General features: G+C 59.0%; 33 protein-coding genes. 1 reads left to right on the top strand and 32 read right to left on the bottom strand.

Annotated elements, in window-relative coordinates; genetic code table 11:
• Positions 1–90 precede the first annotated feature (90 nt).
• Positions 91–1,089 (top strand): porphobilinogen synthase, encoded by a 999-nt coding sequence (hemB, locus tag C0Z16_RS14690; RefSeq protein WP_102632859.1) that lies wholly within the window; start codon positions 91–93, stop codon positions 1,087–1,089.
• A gap of 153 nt (positions 1,090–1,242) precedes the next feature.
• Here the strand turns inward: hemB and dsbD are convergent, their stop codons facing one another.
• The 32 genes from dsbD to tuf all read right to left on the bottom strand — a co-directional run bounded on the left by dsbD (position 1,243) and on the right by tuf (position 19,651).
• Positions 1,243–3,102: a protein-disulfide reductase DsbD gene (gene dsbD, locus C0Z16_RS14685; RefSeq protein WP_102632858.1), complete on the bottom strand. Its 1,860-nt coding sequence runs from the start codon at positions 3,100–3,102 to the stop codon at positions 1,243–1,245.
• Positions 3,095–3,427 carry a divalent-cation tolerance protein CutA gene (gene cutA / locus C0Z16_RS14680; RefSeq protein WP_102632857.1) on the bottom strand — a complete coding sequence of 111 codons (333 nt, stop codon included), beginning with the start codon at positions 3,425–3,427 and terminating at the stop codon, positions 3,095–3,097. The genes dsbD and cutA overlap by 8 nt, the downstream gene beginning before the upstream one ends.
• 181 nt (positions 3,428–3,608) lie before the next feature.
• Positions 3,609–4,001: a 50S ribosomal protein L17 gene (rplQ, locus tag C0Z16_RS14675; protein WP_006052227.1), complete on the bottom strand. Its 393-nt coding sequence runs from the start codon at positions 3,999–4,001 to the stop codon at positions 3,609–3,611.
• 170 nt (positions 4,002–4,171) lie between these two features.
• Positions 4,172–5,149 (bottom strand): DNA-directed RNA polymerase subunit alpha, encoded by a 978-nt coding sequence (locus tag C0Z16_RS14670; protein ID WP_006052226.1) that lies wholly within the window; start codon positions 5,147–5,149, stop codon positions 4,172–4,174.
• A 123-nt stretch (positions 5,150–5,272) separates the two neighbouring features.
• Positions 5,273–5,896, bottom strand: coding sequence for a 30S ribosomal protein S4 (rpsD, locus tag C0Z16_RS14665; protein WP_027800372.1), 624 nt, complete (start codon positions 5,894–5,896; stop codon positions 5,273–5,275).
• A 158-nt stretch (positions 5,897–6,054) separates the two neighbouring features.
• The gene (gene rpsK, locus C0Z16_RS14660; protein ID WP_006052224.1) at positions 6,055–6,459 is read right to left on the bottom strand and encodes a 30S ribosomal protein S11; all 405 of its coding nucleotides are present in this window, start codon (positions 6,457–6,459) and stop codon (positions 6,055–6,057) included.
• 28 nt (positions 6,460–6,487) lie between these two features.
• A complete protein-coding gene (rpsM, locus tag C0Z16_RS14655; RefSeq protein ID WP_012434566.1) occupies positions 6,488–6,853 on the bottom strand; it encodes a 30S ribosomal protein S13 in 366 nt (121 codons plus the stop codon).
• A gap of 42 nt (positions 6,854–6,895) precedes the next feature.
• Positions 6,896–7,012, bottom strand: a complete 117-nt coding sequence (gene rpmJ, locus C0Z16_RS14650; RefSeq protein ID WP_004199844.1) for a 50S ribosomal protein L36 — start codon at positions 7,010–7,012, stop codon at positions 6,896–6,898.
• 20 nt (positions 7,013–7,032) lie between these two features.
• On the bottom strand, positions 7,033–7,251 hold the full coding sequence (gene infA / locus C0Z16_RS14645) for a translation initiation factor IF-1 (protein WP_004521905.1): 219 nt from the start codon (positions 7,249–7,251) through the stop codon (positions 7,033–7,035).
• 8 nt (positions 7,252–7,259) lie between these two features.
• A complete protein-coding gene (secY, locus tag C0Z16_RS14640; RefSeq protein WP_102632856.1) occupies positions 7,260–8,606 on the bottom strand; it encodes a preprotein translocase subunit SecY in 1,347 nt (448 codons plus the stop codon).
• Between the two features lie 46 nt (positions 8,607–8,652).
• On the bottom strand, positions 8,653–9,087 hold the full coding sequence (rplO, locus tag C0Z16_RS14635; RefSeq protein WP_102632855.1) for a 50S ribosomal protein L15: 435 nt from the start codon (positions 9,085–9,087) through the stop codon (positions 8,653–8,655).
• A gap of 29 nt (positions 9,088–9,116) precedes the next feature.
• Positions 9,117–9,299 (bottom strand): 50S ribosomal protein L30, encoded by a 183-nt coding sequence (gene rpmD / locus C0Z16_RS14630; protein WP_007180126.1) that lies wholly within the window; start codon positions 9,297–9,299, stop codon positions 9,117–9,119.
• Positions 9,300–9,309: 10 nt separating this feature from the next.
• Entirely contained in the window at positions 9,310–9,828 is a 519-nt protein-coding gene (gene rpsE, locus C0Z16_RS14625) for a 30S ribosomal protein S5 (RefSeq protein WP_006052219.1), read from the bottom strand.
• A 14-nt stretch (positions 9,829–9,842) separates the two neighbouring features.
• The gene (gene rplR / locus C0Z16_RS14620) at positions 9,843–10,208 is read right to left on the bottom strand and encodes a 50S ribosomal protein L18 (protein ID WP_102632854.1); all 366 of its coding nucleotides are present in this window, start codon (positions 10,206–10,208) and stop codon (positions 9,843–9,845) included.
• 12 nt (positions 10,209–10,220) lie between these two features.
• Entirely contained in the window at positions 10,221–10,751 is a 531-nt protein-coding gene (rplF, locus tag C0Z16_RS14615) for a 50S ribosomal protein L6 (protein ID WP_102632853.1), read from the bottom strand.
• Between the two features lie 18 nt (positions 10,752–10,769).
• On the bottom strand, positions 10,770–11,165 hold the full coding sequence (gene rpsH, locus C0Z16_RS14610; protein WP_006052216.1) for a 30S ribosomal protein S8: 396 nt from the start codon (positions 11,163–11,165) through the stop codon (positions 10,770–10,772).
• 14 nt (positions 11,166–11,179) lie between these two features.
• Positions 11,180–11,485: a 30S ribosomal protein S14 gene (gene rpsN, locus C0Z16_RS14605; protein ID WP_006052215.1), complete on the bottom strand. Its 306-nt coding sequence runs from the start codon at positions 11,483–11,485 to the stop codon at positions 11,180–11,182.
• A gap of 7 nt (positions 11,486–11,492) precedes the next feature.
• Complete coding sequence (rplE, locus tag C0Z16_RS14600; RefSeq protein WP_006052214.1) at positions 11,493–12,032, bottom strand: 50S ribosomal protein L5; 540 nt, start codon at positions 12,030–12,032, stop codon at positions 11,493–11,495.
• A gap of 17 nt (positions 12,033–12,049) precedes the next feature.
• On the bottom strand, positions 12,050–12,358 hold the full coding sequence (gene rplX / locus C0Z16_RS14595) for a 50S ribosomal protein L24 (protein WP_006052213.1): 309 nt from the start codon (positions 12,356–12,358) through the stop codon (positions 12,050–12,052).
• Between the two features lie 9 nt (positions 12,359–12,367).
• Positions 12,368–12,736 (bottom strand): 50S ribosomal protein L14, encoded by a 369-nt coding sequence (rplN, locus tag C0Z16_RS14590; RefSeq protein ID WP_006052212.1) that lies wholly within the window; start codon positions 12,734–12,736, stop codon positions 12,368–12,370.
• A gap of 290 nt (positions 12,737–13,026) precedes the next feature.
• The gene (gene rpsQ / locus C0Z16_RS14585) at positions 13,027–13,299 is read right to left on the bottom strand and encodes a 30S ribosomal protein S17 (protein WP_007180129.1); all 273 of its coding nucleotides are present in this window, start codon (positions 13,297–13,299) and stop codon (positions 13,027–13,029) included.
• Complete coding sequence (gene rpmC / locus C0Z16_RS14580; RefSeq protein WP_007180130.1) at positions 13,296–13,490, bottom strand: 50S ribosomal protein L29; 195 nt, start codon at positions 13,488–13,490, stop codon at positions 13,296–13,298. The genes rpsQ and rpmC overlap by 4 nt, the downstream gene beginning before the upstream one ends.
• 10 nt (positions 13,491–13,500) lie before the next feature.
• Positions 13,501–13,917: a 50S ribosomal protein L16 gene (gene rplP, locus C0Z16_RS14575; RefSeq protein WP_013340739.1), complete on the bottom strand. Its 417-nt coding sequence runs from the start codon at positions 13,915–13,917 to the stop codon at positions 13,501–13,503.
• 2 nt (positions 13,918–13,919) lie between these two features.
• Entirely contained in the window at positions 13,920–14,726 is an 807-nt protein-coding gene (gene rpsC, locus C0Z16_RS14570) for a 30S ribosomal protein S3 (RefSeq protein WP_020070582.1), read from the bottom strand.
• An 11-nt stretch (positions 14,727–14,737) separates the two neighbouring features.
• The gene (rplV, locus tag C0Z16_RS14565; protein ID WP_007180133.1) at positions 14,738–15,070 is read right to left on the bottom strand and encodes a 50S ribosomal protein L22; all 333 of its coding nucleotides are present in this window, start codon (positions 15,068–15,070) and stop codon (positions 14,738–14,740) included.
• Positions 15,071–15,077: 7 nt separating this feature from the next.
• Entirely contained in the window at positions 15,078–15,353 is a 276-nt protein-coding gene (gene rpsS, locus C0Z16_RS14560; RefSeq protein ID WP_004199273.1) for a 30S ribosomal protein S19, read from the bottom strand.
• Between the two features lie 10 nt (positions 15,354–15,363).
• Entirely contained in the window at positions 15,364–16,191 is an 828-nt protein-coding gene (gene rplB, locus C0Z16_RS14555; protein WP_102632852.1) for a 50S ribosomal protein L2, read from the bottom strand.
• Between the two features lie 2 nt (positions 16,192–16,193).
• Positions 16,194–16,508, bottom strand: coding sequence for a 50S ribosomal protein L23 (gene rplW / locus C0Z16_RS14550; RefSeq protein WP_007180135.1), 315 nt, complete (start codon positions 16,506–16,508; stop codon positions 16,194–16,196).
• Positions 16,505–17,125, bottom strand: a complete 621-nt coding sequence (rplD, locus tag C0Z16_RS14545) for a 50S ribosomal protein L4 (RefSeq protein ID WP_007180136.1) — start codon at positions 17,123–17,125, stop codon at positions 16,505–16,507. Before rplD ends, rplW begins: the two co-directional genes overlap by 4 nt.
• A complete protein-coding gene (gene rplC / locus C0Z16_RS14540; RefSeq protein ID WP_007180137.1) occupies positions 17,125–17,784 on the bottom strand; it encodes a 50S ribosomal protein L3 in 660 nt (219 codons plus the stop codon). Before rplC ends, rplD begins: the two co-directional genes overlap by 1 nt.
• Positions 17,785–17,985: 201 nt before the next feature.
• Positions 17,986–18,297 (bottom strand): 30S ribosomal protein S10, encoded by a 312-nt coding sequence (gene rpsJ / locus C0Z16_RS14535; RefSeq protein ID WP_006998489.1) that lies wholly within the window; start codon positions 18,295–18,297, stop codon positions 17,986–17,988.
• A 163-nt stretch (positions 18,298–18,460) separates the two neighbouring features.
• Entirely contained in the window at positions 18,461–19,651 is a 1,191-nt protein-coding gene (gene tuf / locus C0Z16_RS14530; protein ID WP_012434572.1) for an elongation factor Tu, read from the bottom strand.
• Positions 19,652–19,681 lie beyond the last annotated feature (30 nt).

The following is a 19,681-nucleotide window of genomic DNA, read 5'->3' as shown; positions in this document are numbered from 1 at the left end:
TCTTGAAAAGTTTCCGTGAGTGGGCGCAGGCGTTATGGGCGTCGCTCGCGTCACTGCCCATTTCAAGACATTCACGATCTTCGATTCCACATGAGCTTCTACCCCCACTACCGTCCGCGCCGTATGCGCCGCGACGACTTCTCGCGCCGCCTGATGCGCGAAAACATTCTCACCACCAACGATCTGATTTACCCCGTCTTCGTGGTCGAAGGCACCAACGTGCGGCAAGCCGTGCCGTCGATGCCAGGCGTCGAGCGTGTTTCGGTCGATCTGCTGATGAAAGTCGCCGAGCAATGCGTCGAACTGGGCGTGCCGGTACTGTCGCTGTTTCCGGCGATAGAGCCGTCGCTGAAAACGCCCGATGGCCACGAAGCGACAAACGCTGCCGGCTTGATTCCGCGCGCGGTTCGCGAGTTGAAGAAGCATTTCCCGGAACTGGGCGTGCTCACCGACGTTGCGCTCGATCCGTACACCAGCCATGGTCAGGACGGGGTACTCGACGAAAACGGCTATGTGATCAACGATGAGACCGTCGACATCCTGATCGAACAGGCGCGCGCGCAGGCTGAAGCCGGCGTCGATATTGTGGCGCCCTCGGACATGATGGACGGCCGGATCGGCGCGATCCGCGAAATGCTCGAAAGTGAGGAGTATGTCCATACGCGCATCATGGCTTATGCGGCCAAGTTCGCGTCGGCGTTCTACGGTCCGTTCCGCGACGCCGTCGGCTCGGCGACGAACCTCGGCAAGAGCAACAAGATGACGTATCAGATGGATCCGGCCAATTCGAACGAGGCACTGCGCGAAGTGCAGGCGGACATCAACGAAGGCGCGGATATGGTGATGGTCAAGCCGGGCATGCCGTATCTGGATATCGTGCGCCGTGTGAAGGACGAGTTTCAGTTTCCGACGTACGTGTATCAGGTCAGCGGCGAGTACGCGATGCTGAAGGCGGCGGCCCAGAACGGCTGGCTCGATCACGACAAGGCGATGATGGAATCGCTACTCGCCTTCAAGCGGGCCGGCGCGGACGGCGTTCTCACCTATTTCGCGCTGGATGCAGCGCGGATTCTGCGCTCACAGAAGTGAATCGGCTTCGGCGGCCAGTCGTTGGTTTGCGTCGCGTTGATTCATGAGCAAATTCAGCCAGAGCGCTGAAAATTGAACGGAGGCGGACTTCTGGTCACGCCTCCGTTTTTTATGCTTTCCCTCGCGAGCGGGCGCGGTCATGCGCTCGTGAGGTTATGCGCCGGGCGCGCTCGTCCGCTCGAGCGTTCGCAAGAATTTGTCTGCCGACTCATAACCGACGACACGCAATACTTCCTTGCCGCCGTGGTCGAAAAAGATGATCCCGGGCGGGCCGAAAAGGCCGAAACGCTTCAAAAGGGCCTGGTCGTCGGCGTTGTTCGCGGTGACGTCAGCGCGTAGCAGGTTCATCTGTTTCAATTTTGCCTGGACGCGCGGGTCACTGAAGGTGAATTTCTCCATCTCTTTGCAGCTGACACACCAGTCCGCGTAAAAATCGAGCATGGCAGGCCGTGCGACGGCTTTGACGGCTTTATCGAGTTCCACGGATGAGCGTACCGGCTGGAACGCCAGATCGCCCTGAGACGCGGCTTGGGCTCCACTGGATGCGGTTTCAGCTGCCGACGGCCCACTGCGTGACGCCAGCACCGCCAGCGGGCGGAGCGGATCGGACGAGCCCGCGGCCAGTCCGACCAGCAACACCGCCGCCCAGACGGCCAGTGCGGCGCCGATTCCGCGGCCGAGCCGGCGCCACACGGACGCTTCGGCGGTTGCTGCCGAAAAAAGGCCCAGAGATGCAGCCGCGATCAGCAGCCACAACGCGCAAAGCAGCATGGTCGCCGTTGCCCCGAGCACCGGCCAGACAATCCACAGCGCCGCGGCGAGCAGCACGACGCCGAACAACATCTTGACGCCGTCCATCCATGCGCCGGCACGCGGCAGCAACGTTCCCGCCCCGAGCCCGATAATCAGCAGCGGCACGCCGAGCCCAAGCCCCATCGCGAACAACGCGGCACCGCCGAGCACCGCATTTCCCGTATGCGCGATGAAGGCCAGCACGGCGAAAAGTGGGGCCGTCATACACGCGCCGACGACTAGCGCAGACAGCGCGCCCATCGCGGCAACGGCTGCGAACTTGCCGCCCGAGCGGCCCGCCGACGCATGCGAAACACCGTCCTGCCAGCGTTGCGGCAACGCGATGTCGAAACCAGCGATCAACGTCAGCGCAAAAATTGTCAGCAGCGCGCCGAAAACGCCCAACACCCACGCGCTTTGCAACCACGCACCGAGACTCTGGCCGACGAGCGCGGCGGCAATGCCGAGCGCCGTGTAGACGAGCGCCATCCCGATTACATAGGCCAGCGATAGCGCAAAACCTCGAGCGCGCGTCACTCCCGCCCCTTCGCCGATAATGATCGCCGAGAGAATCGGAATCATCGGATATGAGCACGGCAGCAGGCTCAGCACGACGCCGGCGACGAAGTAAAGTCCGATGATTGCGAGAAAACCGCCGCCCTGCAGCAGCGATTGCGCATAGTCGGCGCTGGTCGCGCGCTCGTACCATGGCGTATTGCCTGCTGCGGGCGGCGGCACCGCCGCGCTGCCAGCCGCTTGCAGCGCCGCGCCGCTGACGTGGTAGACGCGCTCCATCGGCGGATAACAGATTCCGGCGTCCGCACAGCCTTGTGACGTAACAGCCAGATCGAATGCGACTTCTGCCTGCTTGACTGGAATGCGGATCGTCAGCTCATTGCGATACGTTTCCACGTTCTTGTTGAAGGTCTGATCGAACTTCACATGCCCCGACGGCAATTGCGGCTCGCCGACGGTCGCGCTGCCGTTGCGCGTCGCGAACGCAAAACGCTCGCGGTACATGTAATAGCCGTCCGCAATTTTGTACGTGACGTCGACTTCGCCGGGTTTTTCCGCCGCACTGAACTTGAACGCGACGGCCGGATCGAGAAAGTCGTCGGCCGCGCGGGCTAGCGTTCCGAACTGCGCGAGAATCAGGCAGCCGAACAGGAGGAATGCTGCACGCAGCGCATGGTGCGCGCGTCGGTCCAGACGGTTAAACATGTATGGGGCGTTGGGTTTCAGCGATGATCCACTGGCCATAGGCGGCCGATGCCGTGGCTTGCCACGAGAGGATTTCCGGCGTGTCGTATGGATGATGCGCCTGTATGTACTGCTCGAGTTCCAGCGCGCGCGCCGCGCTTGTCTTGAACATCAACTGGATCTCTTGCGCCGTTTCTATCTGGCCTTGCCAGTGGTAGCTCGACTGAACGGCGCCGAGTTGCGTAACGCATGCACACAGCCGCGCGGCCAGCGCGTCCGCAGCGAGCTTCTGGGCAACGGCCGGGTCGGGCACCGTCGTCAGAGTCAAAATCACATTCACGCTCACAGAAAGCTCCGGCAAGGCAGGATTCGAGTGCCAATATCGTATCACCTGGGCTTGAGGGCCTGCAGGCAGCTCGGCCGCAAGCGTGCGGCATTTGGCCGCCACGATTCACTCGCACTACCGTTCTCGCGCAGAAACAAAAAAGCCAGGCTTGGAGCCTGGCTTCTTATCAGCGCCTCGAAGCTTACTCAGCTTCTTGCACTTCGACTTCTTCAACTTCCGGACGGTCGAGCAGTTCAACCAGTGCCATCGGCGCATTGTCGCCAACGCGGAAGCCGAACTTCAGCACGCGCAGGTAGCCGCCCGGACGGGTAGCGTAACGCGGGCCGAGAACTTCGAACAGCTTCGTGACCGAGTCACGGTCGCGCAGGCGGTTGAACGCCAGACGGCGATTTGCCAGCGACGGCTTCTTGCCGAGCGTGATCAGCGGCTCGACTACTTTACGGAGTTCTTTCGCCTTCGGCAGCGTGGTCTTGATGACTTCGTGCTCGATCAACGAGTTGGACATATTACGGAGCATTGCCAGACGGTGGCTGCTCGTGCGGTTCAGTTTCCGCAGACCATGACGGTGACGCATGTTAATTCCTTCGATTCAAAGTTTTGGTCCAGCTCTTCTATCGCGCTCGATCTACCCGAAAGTAGCGAGCGCACGGGCCGGTAGTGAAAAAGGCAAGACGCGGATTTTAAAGGAAAATCCGCGTCTTTGCCAGTGCAGCGGCGGGCTCTGTCCCGGGATGACTTGTCGACTTACTTATCCAGCCCTGCGGGCGGCCAGTTTTCGAGCTTCATGCCGAGCGTCAAACCACGCGACGCCAGTACTTCCTTGATTTCGTTCAACGACTTGCGGCCAAGGTTCGGCGTCTTGAGCAACTCGTTTTCCGTGCGCTGGATCAGATCGCCGATGTAGTAGATGTTCTCGGCCTTCAGGCAGTTCGCGGAGCGAACCGTCAGTTCGAGATCATCGACCGGACGCAGCAGGATCGGATCGATCTGCGGCGCGCGCGACGGCGCTTCAGCCGTTGCTTCGGTGCCTTCCAGTGCAGCGAACACCGACAGTTGATCGACCAGAATGCGAGCCGATTGACGGATCGCCTCTTCGGGGGAGATCACGCCGTTCGTTTCGATGTTCATCACGAGCTTGTCGAGGTCGGTACGCTGTTCGACGCGAGCGCTTTCAACGGCATAGCTCACGCGGCGAACCGGCGAAAACGACGCGTCCAGCACGATACGGCCGATGATCTTGGCCGACTCTTCGCCATAACGACGCACGTTGCCTGGCACATAACCGCGGCCCTTCTCAACCTTGATCTGAACGTCGAGCTTGCCGCCCTTCGACAGATGCGCAATCACGTGATCGGGGTTGATCACTTCGCAATCGTGCGCGAGCTCGATGTCGCCAGCGGTAACAACGCCTTCGCCTTCCTTGCGCAGCGTAACCGTCACTTCGTCACGGTTATGCAGCTTGAACACCACGCCCTTCAGGTTCAACAACAGGTTGACCACATCCTCTTGCACACCGTCGAGCGTCGAATACTCATGTACGACGCCTGCGATCGTCACTTCGGTCGGCGCGTAGCCGATCATCGACGACAACAGCACGCGCCGGAGCGCGTTACCCAAGGTGTGGCCGTAACCGCGTTCAAACGGTTCCATGACCACTTTCGCGTGGCTTTCGCCCAGCGATTCAACTGCGATGATCTTGGGCTTCAACAAACTGGTTTGCATAGGTTTTCCTTTTCAATACCCTCGGCTCGTTACACCGATAAGGCTGACCGGTAACAACCTGAAAATAAACAGCCGAGACGTCCCCTTGCGCAACGCAATCGGGTGCCCCGGCCGTTAATCCGATTACCGCGAATACAATTCGACGATCAGGCTTTCGTTGATATCGCCAGCGATGTCGCTGCGTTCCGGCTTCGACTTGAACGTGCCTTCGAACTTCTTCGAATCGACAGCGACCCAGCTCGGCAGACCGCCTTGCTCAGCCAGCGACAGGGCTTCGAGAATACGCGCTTGCTTCTTTTTCTGTTCGCGCACTGCGACAACGTCGCCGGCCTTCACTTGCATCGACGGGATGTTCGACACGACGCCGTTCACCGTGATCGCCTTGTGGCTCACGAGCTGACGCGCTTCAGCGCGCGTCGAGCCGAAACCCATGCGATACACGACGTTATCCAGACGCGATTCGAGCAATTGCAGCAGGTTCTCACCCGTGTTGCCCTTCAGGCGGTCGGCTTCAGCGAAATAACGGCGGAATTGACGCTCGAGAACACCGTAGATGCGCTTCACTTTTTGCTTTTCGCGCAGCTGCGTGCCGTAGTCGGACGTACGAGCACCCGAGGTGCGGCCATGTTGGCCAGGCTTGCTGTCAAGCTTGCACTTGTCAGCGAGCGAACGACGGGCGCTCTTCAGGAAGAGGTCAGTGCCTTCACGGCGGGACAGCTTGGCCTTAGGGCCGATATAACGTGCCACGTTGATTCCTTCGTTGATTAGTCACGCGAATGCATGCACTCGCGCTAGTCCGAACCCTTTGGGTCGAACGGTGGGCTTAGTCAATTCAATAGCGCAAGCAGCCTGTTTCGCCGGGCTTACTACATCCGGCGGCAACAGGCGCTAGCGAAAACAGCGTCTTAGATACGACGACGCTTCGGCGGACGGCAGCCGTTGTGCGGGACCGGGGTCACGTCGGAGATTGCGGTGATCTTGATGCCAAGACCATGCAACGCACGCACCGCCGACTCACGGCCAGGACCGGGGCCCTTGATCCGCACTTCGAGGTTCTTTACGCCGTATTCCATCGCCACGCGGCCAGCCGATTCAGCTGCGACCTGAGCTGCAAACGGGGTCGATTTACGCGAACCCTTGAAGCCCTGACCACCCGACGTTGCCCAGGCAAGTGCATTGCCCTGACGATCGGTGATCGTGATGATGGTGTTGTTAAACGACGCGTGAACGTGAACCACGCCCTCGGCGACGTTCTTCTTGACCTTCTTGCGAACGCGTTGCGCCGCGGAGTTGTTCGAAGCCTTAGCCATTACGTTTTCCTGTAACTGTCAGTTCCGCTTACTTCTTCAGCGATTGCGCTGCACGACGCGGACCCTTGCGCGTACGGGCATTCGTACGCGTACGTTGGCCGCGCAGGGGCAAGCCCTTGCGATGCCGCACGCCACGGTAGCAGCCGAGATCCATCAGGCGCTTGATGTTCATCGTCGTTTCACGGCGCAGATCGCCTTCAACGATGAACTTGCCGACTTCTTCACGCAGCTTTTCGAGGTCTGCGTCGTTCAGGTCTTTGACCTTCTTCGAAAATGCCACACCAGCTGCGACGCAAATGTCGCGCGAGCGCGTGCGGCCGACACCGTAAATAGCCGTCAGGCCAATTTCAGTATGCTGGTGATTCGGGATGTTAACCCCTGCGATACGAGCCATTGTTTTTCCTCAAACAAAAAGCGCAAGCAAAAAGCGCGGCGTTCAGCCTTGACGCTGTTTGTGGCGCGGATCAGAGCTGCAAATCACGCGCACAACGCCTTTGCGCTTGATGATCTTGCAATTGCGGCAAATGCGCTTAACCGATGCCATCACTTTCATGATATTACCCTTTTTTCAAATCACTTCGCCCGGAACACGATCCGCGCACGCGACAGATCGTAAGGCGTCAATTCAACCGTCACCTTGTCGCCCGGCAGGATTCGGATGTAGTGCATCCGCATCTTGCCGGATATGTGTCCCAATACGACATGGCCGTTTTCCAGCTTCACCCTGAAGGTAGCGTTAGGCAGGTTTTCGATGACTTCACCCTGCATCTGGATAACATCGTCTTTGGCCATAAGTCCTTTCAACGCATCGGGACGCCGCCGCCTTTGAAATTAGCTTTCTTCAGCAGCGATTCATACTGTTGCGACATAACGTACGACTGCACCTGCGCCATGAAATCCATTGTGACGACGACAATGATCAGCAGCGACGTTCCACCAAAATAAAACGGCACGTTCCAGCGCAGCACCAGAAACTCGGGCAGCAGACAAACAAACACGATGTAGATCGCACCGGCTAGCGTCAGACGCGTCAGGATGCGGTCGATATATCGCGCCGTTTGATCGCCCGGGCGGATGCCAGGAACGAAAGCGCCACTCTTTTTCAGGTTGTCGGCCGTCTCTCTGCTGTTGAACACCAATGCGGTGTAGAAGAAACAGAAGAAAACGATCGCCAACGCGTACAGCAACACGTACACGGGTTGACCGGGCTTAATGGCTTCGGCCACGTTGTGCAGCGTGTCTGCGAACCAGCTGGTACGCGACCCCGAACTGAACCAGTTCAGGATGGTTGCCGGGAAGAGAATGATCGACGATGCAAAGATCGGCGGAATCACGCCCGACATGTTCAACTTCAGCGGCAAATGCGAGGATTGGCCGCCGTAAATCTTGTTACCGACTTGCCGCTTCGCGTAATTCACAAGAATCTTGCGCTGGCCGCGTTCGATGAACACCACCAGATACGTCACGGCAGCAATCAACGCGACGACGATGATCGCCGAGATGATGCTCATCGAGCCGGTTCGCACCAGTTCAAAAAGACCACCGATTGCATTCGGGAAACCCGCTGCAATACCGCCGAAAATGATGATCGATATACCGTTGCCAAGCCCGCGCTCCGTGATCTGCTCACCCAGCCACATCAGGAACATCGTGCCCGTCACCAGCGTCACGACCGTCGTCAACCGAAACACCATTCCCGGATCGATCACCAGGGCCGGCTGATTTTCCAGGGCGACGGCAATGCCGAATGCCTGGAACGTCGCCAGCAAGACCGTGAAGATACGCGTGTACTGCGTGATCTTTCGCTGTCCCGCCTGCCCTTCCTTTTTCAGCGCTTCCAGTTGCGGCGAAACAATAGCCAGCAACTGCATGATGATCGAAGCCGAAATGTACGGCATGATCCCAAGCGCGAAAATCGTGAACCGCGAAAGTGCGCCACCCGAAAACATGTTGAACATGCCAAGGATGCCGCCCGACTGGCTCTGGAACAACTTCGCCAGTTGGTCCGGGTCGATACCCGGCACCGGAATGTGCGCGCCGATACGGTAGACAATCAGCGCCAGCAGCAGAAACACTGCCCGCCGACGCAGATCGCCAAACTTCGCCGCGCCGCGACCGGGTTTTGCGAGACTCGGGCTGTTAGCCAAGTACCTTCTCCGATGCAAATGCTAGTGACGGCAAATAACTTGCGCGTTACTCGGCAAAAGAGCCGCCGGCTGCTTCGATAGCAGCGCGCGCACCCTTCGTCGCACCCAGACCCTTCACAACGATCTTGCGCTTGAGCTCGCCCGTCGCGATGATCTTGGCGCTCCTGATCAGCTCGCCAACCAGGCCAGCTTGCTTCAGAGCCAACAGATCGATTTCGTCGACCGGCAGCTTTTCCAGATCCGAGAGACGCACTTCACCGACGAATTCCTTCGTCAGCGAGGTGAAGCCACGCTTAGGCAGGCGACGTTGCAGCGGCATTTGGCCGCCTTCGAAGCCAACCTTGTGAAAGCCGCCCGAACGCGACTTCTGACCTTTGTGACCACGGCCGGCGGTTTTGCCGAGGCCGGAGCCGATGCCGCGACCAACGCGACGCTTTGCGTGCTTCGCGCCTTCGGCCGGCTTCAGGTTATTCAATTCCATTATCAACTCCTTGAGTCCTGGTCAGCCGCTTAGCTGATGACCTTAACGAGGTACGAAACCTTGTTGATCATGCCGCGCACGGCCGGCGTGTCCTGCAACTCGCTAACCGAGTTGAGTCGGCGCAGACCCAAGCCACGCACCGTTGCACGGTGCGTCTCGCGGGTGCCGATCAGGCTCTTGACGAGCTGGACCTTGACAGTTTTATCAGACATGGTGTCCACCTTAGCCCAGAATATCTTCGACGGACTTGCCGCGCTTCGCCGCGATGTCGCCCGGCGTGGACTGCTTGCGCAGCCCGTCGAGCGTTGCACGAACGAGGTTGTACGGATTCGTCGAGCCGTGGCTCTTGGCCACAACGTTCTGCACGCCCATTACGTCGAACACTGCGCGCATCGGGCCGCCAGCGATCACACCGGTACCGTCCTTCGCCGGAGCGAGGAGAACCATCGATGCGCCGTGCTTGCCGTGCACTTCGTGTTGCAGGGTACCGTTCTTCAGCGGCACCTTGAACATATTGCGGCGGGCTTGTTCCATCGCCTTCTGGACAGCGACCGGCACTTCCTTCGCCTTGCCCTTGCCCATACCGACGCGGCCATCACCGTCGCCAACCACGGTCAGTGCGGCGAAGCCGAGAATACGGCCACCCTTCACGACCTTGGTCACGCGGTTGACCGAAATCATCTTTTCGCGCAGGCCGTCGTCGCGTTCGTCAGCCTGAACTTTCGCTTGCATCTTTGCCATGACGAATTCTTCCCTTAGAACTTGAGTCCGGCTTCGCGCGCCGCATCAGCCAGCGCTTTCACGCGGCCGTGGTAACGGAAACCCGAACGGTCGAAGGCGACGGATTCGATGCCGGCAGCCTTAGCCTTTTCTGCAATGCGCTTACCGATCAGCGTAGCAGCAGCGACGTTGCCGCCCTTGCCCGTTTGATCAGCCAGTTGCGCACGCACTTCGGCCTCGAGCGTCGACGCGCTGGCGAGCACCTTGGTGCCGCACGGCGAGAACACTTGCGCATAGATGTGCGTGTTCGTGCGATGCACGGCGAGACGCGCGACCTGCAGCTCAGTGATCTTGATACGCGTCTGACGAGCGCGGCGCAGGCGAGATTGAGTCTTATCCATGATTGCGCACCCTTACTTCTTCTTCGTTTCTTTGAGGATCACGACCTCGTTGGCGTAGCGCACACCCTTGCCCTTGTAGGGCTCCGGCGGGCGATAGCCGCGCACTTCTGCAGCGACCTGGCCAACTTTCTGCTTGTCGATCCCCTTGATCACGATTTCGGTTTGCGACGGGGTTTCAGCCTTCACGCCTTCCGGCATCTGGTGCACCACGGGGTGCGAGAAACCCAGCGACAGATTCAGCTTGTCGCCTTGCGCCTGTGCGCGATAACCAACGCCAACCAGCGTCAGCTTGCGCTCGAAACCCTTCGTCACGCCGTTCACCATGTTCGCAACCAGTGCGCGCATCGTGCCCGACATCGCATTCGCTTCGCGGCTTTCGTCAACCGGCTCGATCTTCACCACGCCGTTGTCGTTCACCACTTTCACGAGGCGGTTAGCCGCCTGCGTAATCGTACCCAGTGGACCCTTGACGGTGATGCGATCGTCGCTCAGGGCCACTTCTGCGCCTTCCAGCGCGATCGGGCTCTTACCTACTCGAGACATGTTTCTCTCCTTTCGGCCTTAAGCGACGTAGCAGATGACTTCGCCGCCAACGCCCGTTGCACGCGCCTTGCGGTCCGTCATCACGCCCTTCGGCGTCGACACGATTGCCACGCCCAGGCCATTCATGACCACGGGGATGTCGTTACGGCCGCGGTACACACGCAGACCAGGCTTCGAGACGCGTTCAATGCGCTCGATGACCGGACGGCCAGCGTAGTACTTCAACACGATATTCAATTCAGACTTCGCACCTTCGGACTTCACTGCGAAATCATCGATATAGCCTTCGTCCTTCAGGACCTGCGCAATCGCAACCTTGACTTTCGACGAGGGCATAGTCACCGAGACTTTCTCAACCATCTGCGCGTTGCGGATGCGAGTCAGCATATCGGCGATAGGATCACTCATGCTCATTTACGTTTCTCCTATTACCAGCTCGCCTTGGTCAGGCCAGGGATCTCGCCGCGGAACGCGATTTCGCGAATCTTGTTACGCGCCAGCCCGAATTTACGGAACGTACCGCGCGGACGACCAGTAATTGCGCAACGATTGCGCTTACGGGTCGGGTTAGAGTTGCGCGGCAGTTGTTGCAGTTCCAGACGTGCTGCGTAATGCTCTTCGTCCGACTTGCTCATATCGCCAATGATCGCCTTCAACTCTGCACGCTTGGGCGCGTACTTAGCAGCGAGGCGAGCACGCTTCTTTTCACGTTCGATCAGTGCCAGTTTAGCCACGGTAACCTCAGTTTCTGAACGGGAACTTGAAGCTGGCGAGCAGAGCCTTTGCTTCGTCGTCGGTCTTCGCAGTTGTCGTGATGCTGATGTTCAGCCCACGCAGTGCGTCGATCTTGTCGTAGTCGATTTCGGGGAAAATGATCTGCTCTTTCACACCGATGTTGTAGTTGCCGCGACCGTCGAACGCACGACCCGAAACGCCACGGAAGTCGCGCACACGGGGGAGCGCAACCGTCACGAAACGGTCCAGAAATTCGTACATTGCCTGACCACGCAACGTGACCATTGCACCGATCGGGTAGCCCTGACGGATCTTGAAGCCAGCGATTGCCTTGCGTGCCTTCGTGATCACCGGCTTCTGGCCTGCGATCTTCGTCAGGTCGCCAACGGCGTTTTCGATGATCTTCTTGTCAGCAACCGCTTCGCCAAGGCCCATGTTCAGGGTGATCTTGGTGATGCGCGGCACTTCCATCACGGACTTGTAACCGAACTTCTCGATGAGGCCGGGTACAACCTTTTCTTTGTAAAACTCTTGCAAACGAGCCATTTTTTTACTCCGCAGCGTCAGGCGCTCAGCTCGGCACCAGTCGTCTTAAGGAAACGGACTTTCTTGTCTCCCTCGACCTTGATGCCTACACGCGATGCCTTGCCATTCGCGTCGACCAATGCGACGTTCGAAATTTGCAGCGGCATCGTCTTGGCTTCAACACCACCCGTCGTACCCTTCATCGGGTTCGGCTTGACGTGTTTCTTGACGAGGTTGATACCCTCGACAATGACCTTGCCTTCGCCAACGGACAGCACGACGCCGCGCTTGCCTTTATCTTTGCCGGTGATGACGATAACTTCGTCACCTTTGCGAATCTTGTTCATCGCGACTCCTTACAGCACTTCAGGTGCCAACGAAACGATCTTCATAAATCGTTCGCTGCGCAACTCGCGCGTGACAGGCCCGAAAATACGGGTGCCAATAGGTTCGAGCTTGGCATTCAACAACACTGCGGCATTGCCATCGAACTTGATCAGCGAGCCGTCCTGACGGCGCACGCCCTTGGCGGTACGAACCACCACGGCGTTATAAATTTCGCCTTTCTTCACGCGCCCGCGCGGCGTTGCTTCTTTGACGGTCACCTTGATGATGTCGCCAATGCTGGCATAACGACGCTTCGAGCCGCCGAGCACCTTGATGCACATGACTTCACGCGCACCCGTGTTGTCGGCCACTTCAAGCCGAGTTTCGGTCTGGATCATGGTTTATCTTTCCCAACTTAATCCGGTCGCACCACCATGGCGCACCCGGTCAGTCTTGGTCCCGTCAGCCAATCGGCTGCTTGGGTTAGAACAGCAGCGACGGCAAACGAAACCCGCCATCGCAATCCGGTGAATCCTTCGGAACAGACTGGCGCCTGAACCGCTTCCCCCACCAACTTCGCCCGCGACGGGGCTCCCATAAAAGAGGGAAGACCGAGATTATAACAAATAATCCCGGTCTTGCAAGCGAAACTTACTGCGATTTCAATTACTTCTACAACTTTGCGTCGTCAGATGACGCGAGCAGCCTCAACCAGGCGAGCCACGACCCAAGCCTTCGTCTTCGAAATCGGACGAGTTTCCTGGATTTCAACGAGGTCGCCCTCGTTGTACGTGTTTGCATCGTCGTGCGCGTGGTACTTCTTCGAGCGCACAACGTACTTGCCGTAGATCGGGTGCTTCACGCGGTGCTCGACCAGCACGGTGACCGTCTTGTCCATCTTGTTGCTGACGACCTTGCCGACCAGCGTCCGCTTGAGCGAGGTTTTTACGCTATCGTTCATTTCTGGTTCGCCTTCTCAGTCAGGACGGTCCGCACACGTGCGATGTCGCGACGGACCTTCTTCAGCTGGCTCGTGTTCGTGAGCTGCTGGGTCGCGAGTTGCATGCGCAGGCCGAATTGCGCCTTCAACAGGTCCGACAGCTCCTTGTTGAGCGCGGCCTGATCTTTCTGGTGAAGTTCGGAAGCCTTCATCATTTACTCCTTAGGCGCCGAGCTGGCGCACGATGAAGGTCGTCTTCAGCGGCAGCTTAGCTGCAGCCAGACGGAACGCTTCGCGTGCCAGCTCTTCGGTTACGCCATCCATTTCGTACAGCATCTTGCCCGGTTGAATCTCTGCGACGTAGTACTCAGGGTTACCTTTACCGTTACCCATCCGTACTTCAGCCGGCTTGTGCGAGATCGGCTTGTCCGGGAAGATGCGGATCCAGATGCGGCCACCACGCTTGATGTGACGCGTCATTGCGCGACGTGCCGCTTCAATCTGGCGCGCGGTCAAGCGACCACGACCGATAGCCTTCAGGCCGAACTCACCGAACGAAACCGCGTTACCGCGGGTAGCGACACCGGTGTTACGACCCTTCTGCTCTTTGCGATACTTTCTGCGTTTCGGTTGCAGCATCGTTATTCTCCAGTCTTCCCGTCACCGCCGGCACCGCCAGCACGACGAGGAGCGCCACGGCGTGCACCTGCCGGGCCACCACCTTCACCATCGCGACGCGGACGGCGATCGCCACCCGGACGTGCGTTGCGGCGCGGACGCTTTTCTTCCGCGACTTCTTCAACCACCGGTGCGTCGTTGCGGCCGAGCGTGTCGCCCTTGTAGACCCACACCTTCACGCCGATGATGCCGTACGTCGTCTTCGCTTCCGAAGTCGCGTAGTCGATATCTGCACGCAGCGTATGAAGCGGCACGCGACCTTCGCGATACCATTCAGTACGGGCGATTTCGATACCGTTCAGGCGGCCAGCGCTCATGATCTTGATGCCTTGAGCACCCAGACGCATTGCGTTTTGCATCGCACGCTTCATCGCGCGGCGGAACATGATCCGGCGCTCGAGCTGTTGCGTGATCGAATCGGCGATCAGTTGCGCATCGGTTTCCGGCTTGCGGATTTCTTCGATGTTGACGTGGACCGGAACGCCCATGCGGCGTTGCAGTTCCGACTTCAGCAGTTCGATATCCTCGCCCTTCTTGCCGATGACCACACCCGGACGCGAGCTATAAATCGTGATGCGCGCGTTTTTCGCCGGACGCTCGATAACGACGCGACCGACCGAAGCGTTCTTCAGCTTCTTCTTCAGGTATTCACGAACACCGATGTCTTCCTGCAACATCGCCGCGAAATTGTTGTTGTTCGCGTACCAACGCGACGCCCAATTGCGGCTGACGGCCAAACGGAAGCCAGTCGGATGAATTTTCTGTCCCATCGTATGACCCCTTAATTCCCGACCGTCACAGTGATGTGACAGGATTGCTTCTCGATGCGGTTACCGCGGCCTTTAGCGCGCGCGGTGAAACGCTTGAGCGACGCAGCCTTGTCGATGTAGATGCTCGTGATCTTGAGCTCATCGATATCGGCGCCTTCGTTATGCTCCGCATTCGCGATCGCCGACAGCACGACCTTTTTCACGATTCCCGCAGCCTTCTTCGGCGAGAACGTCAGAACGTTCAGCGCCTTGTCGACCGGCAAACCGCGGATCTGGTCAGCCACAAGGCGCGTTTTCTGCGCCGAGATGCGGGCACCGCGATGAATTGCTTTCACTTCCATCATGAGCCCCTTATTTCTTAGCCTTCTTGTCGGCTGCATGACCCTTGAACGTACGGGTCAATGCAAACTCGCCAAGCTTGTGGCCGACCATGTTTTCCGAGATGTACACCGGAACGTGTTGACGGCCGTTGTGAACGGCGATCGTCAGACCGATGAAATCCGGGAGGATCGTCGAGCGACGCGACCAGGTTTTGATCGGCTTCTTATCCCGCGAAGCTGCTGCCGCCTCAACTTTCTTCAGCAAATGGGCGTCGCAGAACGGACCTTTTTTTACAGAACGTGCCATTGCCTACTCCTTAACGCTTGTGACGGCGCTGGACGATCATGCTCGTCGTGCGCTTGTTGCTGCGGGTGCGATAACCCTTAGCAGGCGTGCCCCACGGGCTCACCGGATCGCGACCTGCAGCCGTCTTGCCTTCACCACCACCGTGCGGGTGATCGACCGGGTTCATTGCAACGCCACGCACCGTCGGGCGGATACCGCGCCAGCGATTCGCGCCAGCCTTACCGATTTGACGGAGGCTATGCTCTTCGTTGCCAACTTCACCGATCGTCGCGCGGCACTCAACGTGGACGCGGCGGATTTCACCCGAGCGCAGGCGGACCTGTGCGTAGATCCCTTCACGAGCCAGCAGCATCGCCGACGTGCCAGCCGAGCGCGCCATTTGCGCGCCCTTGCCCGGCAGCATTTCGATGCAGTGGATCGTCGTACCGACCGGAATGTTGCGGATCGGCAGCGTATTGCCTGCGCGGATCGGCGCTTCCGAACCGGACATCAGTTGCTGACCGACGGTGATACCCTTCGGAGCAATGATGTAGCGGCGTTCGCCGTCAGCGTACAGAACCAGCGCGATGTTCGCGCTACGGTTCGGATCGTACTCGAGACGTTCGACCTTGGCCGGGATGCCATCCTTCGTGCGGCGGAAATCGACGACACGATAGTGTTGCTTGTGACCACCACCCTTGTGACGCGTGGTGATGTGGCCATTGTTGTTGCGGCCGGCGGTCGAGGACTGCGAGTCGAGCAGCGGTGCGAACGGCTTGCCCTTGTGCAGATCCTTGTTGACCACCTTGACCATCGCGCGGCGACCCGGCGAAGTCGGCTTAACTTTAACGATTGCCATGATTACTTGGCCTCCGCTTCAAAGTTGATTTCCTGGCCGGGCTTCAGGCAGACGTACGCCTTCTTCACGTCTTTGCGCTTGCCCATGAAGCGGCCAAAACGCTTGGCTTTGCCTTTGGAGACCAGCACGTTGACGGAATTGACTTCCACCTTGAACAGCAGCTCGACTGCAGCTTTCACTTCCTGCTTCGTGGCATCGGGCGCGACTTCGAACACAACCTGCTCGTTCTTGTCGGCCACCAGCGTCGCCTTTTCGGAGATCACCGGCGCGAGCAGGACCTGCATCAAACGATGATCGTTTTTGCGAATCTCGCTCATGACAGCAACTCCTCGATCTGGGCGACCGCAGCCTTCGTGATCAGGATCTTCTTGAAGTAGATCAGCGACAGCGGGTCGGCGTAACGCGGCTCGACAACCGCCACATGGGCGAGGTTGCGCGACGCGAGGTACAGGTTTTCGTCAACCGTGTCGGTAATCACCAGCACGGAGTCGAGACCCATCGCCTTGAATTTTTCGGCCAGCAGCTTGGTCTTCGGCGCTTCGAGCGTCAGCTCGTCGACCACCGAGATGCGGCCTTCGCGGGCCAGCTGCGAGAAGATCGAGCAGAGACCTGCGCGATGCATCTTCTTGTTAACCTTGTGCGAAAAGTTTTCTTCCGGCGAATTCGGGAAGATCCGGCCACCGCCGCGCCACAACGGGCTCGACGACATACCGGCACGGGCGCGGCCCGTACCCTTCTGGCGCCACGGCTTCTTGGTCGTGTGCTTGACTTGCTCACGATCCTTCTGCGCACGGTTGCCGCTACGGGCGTTCGCTTGATACGCAACCACCACCTGGTGAATCAGGGCTTCGTTGTAATCGCGGCCGAACACGACGTCCGACGCGCTAACGCCTGCACCTTCCTGACCATTGGCATTCAGGAGCTTAAGTTCCATTATTTCGCTCCTTTCACGGCACGCGTCTTCACGGCCGGCGTAACGAATACCTTGCCGCCCTTCGCACCCGGAACGGCGCCCTTGACCAGCAACAGCTTGCGGTCAGCGTCGATACGAGCGATTTCGAGGTTTTGTACCGTTACCGTGTCGTCACCCATGTGACCGGTCATGCGCTTACCCGGGAAAACACGACCCGGATCCTGCGCCATACCGATCGAGCCCGGCACGTTGTGCGAGCGCGAGTTACCGTGCGATGCACGGCCGGATGCGAAGTTATAACGCTTGATGGTACCGGCGTAGCCCTTACCGATCGACACGCCTTGCACGTCGACCTTCTGGCCTACTTCGAACAGGTCAGGACCGACCACCGTGCCGTTCGACAACTCGGCAGCCTTAGCGGCGTCGATCTGGAATTCTTTGAGGATTTCACCGGCTTGAACACCGGCTTTGGCGAGATGACCGGCCAACGGCTTCGTCACACGCGATGCACGGCGGGTACCGAATGCAACCTGCACGGCCGTGTAGCCGTCGGTTTCAACAGTCTTGATCTGCGTCACGCGGTTGTCGGACACGTCCAGCACGGTAACGGGAATCGAATCCCCTTCTGCCGTGAAGATACGGGTCATGCCAACCTTGCGACCTACGAGTCCAAGGCTCATCGTTTTCTCCATTCCCGACTGCGATTGGTCGGGGCTAATTTACAAAATGCCGGTGCCGTTTCGGGCATGAATTCATGCTGCAGCACACCGACTTTTTTGCGCAAATGCGCGAAAAGCCTTGCATTATAGCGAGGCTTTTCGTTTTCCGCAAGCAATCAAAGACTTAGCGTCGCCCGACAAGCTGGGCAGCCTTTGGGAGCCTTATTGCAGCTTGATTTCGACGTCCACGCCAGCCGGCAGGTCCAGCTTCATCAGTGCGTCGACGGTCTTGTCCGTCGGATCGACGATGTCCATCAGACGTTGGTGCGTACGGATTTCGAGCTGATCGCGCGACGTCTTGTTGACGTGCGGCGAACGCAGGATGTCGAAGCGTTGAATGCGGGTCGGCAGAGGCACCGGACCACGAACGATTGCGCCAGTCCGCTTCGCGGTGTCGACGATTTCAGCAGCCGACTGGTCGATCAGGCGATAGTCGAAAGCCTTCAGGCGAATGCGGATTTTCTGGTTCTGCATGACAATTCCTTGGAAAGAGCGAGGCGGTGTTGCACCGCCAGATAGTAAAAGAACGTAGAGCCTGGCTTGAGACAGGAGTGAGCGCTGAAGCGCAAACTCCTATCGACACGCTGTGCCAGCGCCCGGCTCCGGGCACCACCTACTGCAAAGTCAATCCGCGATCTTACTCGAGAATCTTGGCAACCACACCTGCGCCGACGGTACGGCCGCCTTCACGGATGGCGAAGCGCAGACCTTCTTCCATCGCGATCGGGTTGATCAGCTTCACCGTGATCGACACGTTGTCGCCCGGCATGACCATTTCCTTGTCCTTCGGCAACTCGATCGAGCCCGTCACGTCCGTCGTACGGAAGTAGAACTGCGGACGATAGTTGTTGAAGAACGGCGTGTGACGGCCGCCTTCGTCCTTGCTCAGCACGTACACTTCAGCCGTGAAGTGCGTGTGCGGGTTGATCGAACCCGGCTTGGCCAGCACCTGGCCACGCTCCACGTCTTCACGCTTCGTGCCGCGCAGCAGGATACCGACGTTGTCGCCCGCCTGACCCTGGTCGAGCAGCTTGCGGAACATTTCCACGCCCGTGCAGGTCGTCTTCACCGTCGGCTTGATACCGACGATCTCGATTTCCTCGCCGACCTTCACGACGCCGCGCTCCACGCGACCCGTCACCACCGTGCCGCGACCCGAGATCGAGAACACGTCTTCCACCGGCATCAGGAACGCGCCATCCACTGCGCGCTCCGGCGTCGGGATGTACGTGTCCAGCGCGTCGGCCAGGTTCATGATCGCCACTTCGCCCAGTTCGCCCTTGTCGCCTTCCAGCGCCAGCTTCGCCGAACCCTTGATGATCGGCGTGTCGTCGCCCGGGAAGTCGTACTTCGACAGAAGCTCGCGCACTTCCATCTCGACCAGCTCCAGCAGTTCGGCGTCGTCCACCATGTCGCACTTGTTCAGGAACACGATGATGTACGGCACGCCGACCTGACGCGCCAGCAGGATGTGCTCACGCGTTTGCGGCATCGGGCCGTCAGCGGCCGAGCACACCAGGATCGCGCCGTCCATCTGCGCGGCGCCCGTGATCATGTTCTTCACATAGTCAGCGTGGCCCGGGCAGTCGACGTGGGCGTAGTGGCGGTTAGCCGTTTCGTACTCGACGTGCGCCGTGTTGATCGTAATGCCACGCGCCTTTTCTTCCGGCGCCGCGTCGATCTGGTCATACGCCTTCGCTTCGCCGCCGAACTTCTGCGTCAGAACCGTCGTGATCGCTGCCGTCAGCGTGGTCTTGCCGTGGTCAACGTGACCGATCGTGCCGACGTTCACGTGCGGCTTGGTCCGTTCGAATTTACCTTTAGCCATGTTTCTCTTCTTTCAAAAAGTTAATCGTTG

This window comes from Paraburkholderia rhynchosiae, assembly GCF_002879865.1.
Lineage (GTDB): Bacteria > Pseudomonadota > Gammaproteobacteria > Burkholderiales > Burkholderiaceae > Paraburkholderia > Paraburkholderia rhynchosiae.
Note: the sequence above shows the minus strand (reverse complement) of the source record. Positions and strands in the feature narration are given on the sequence as shown.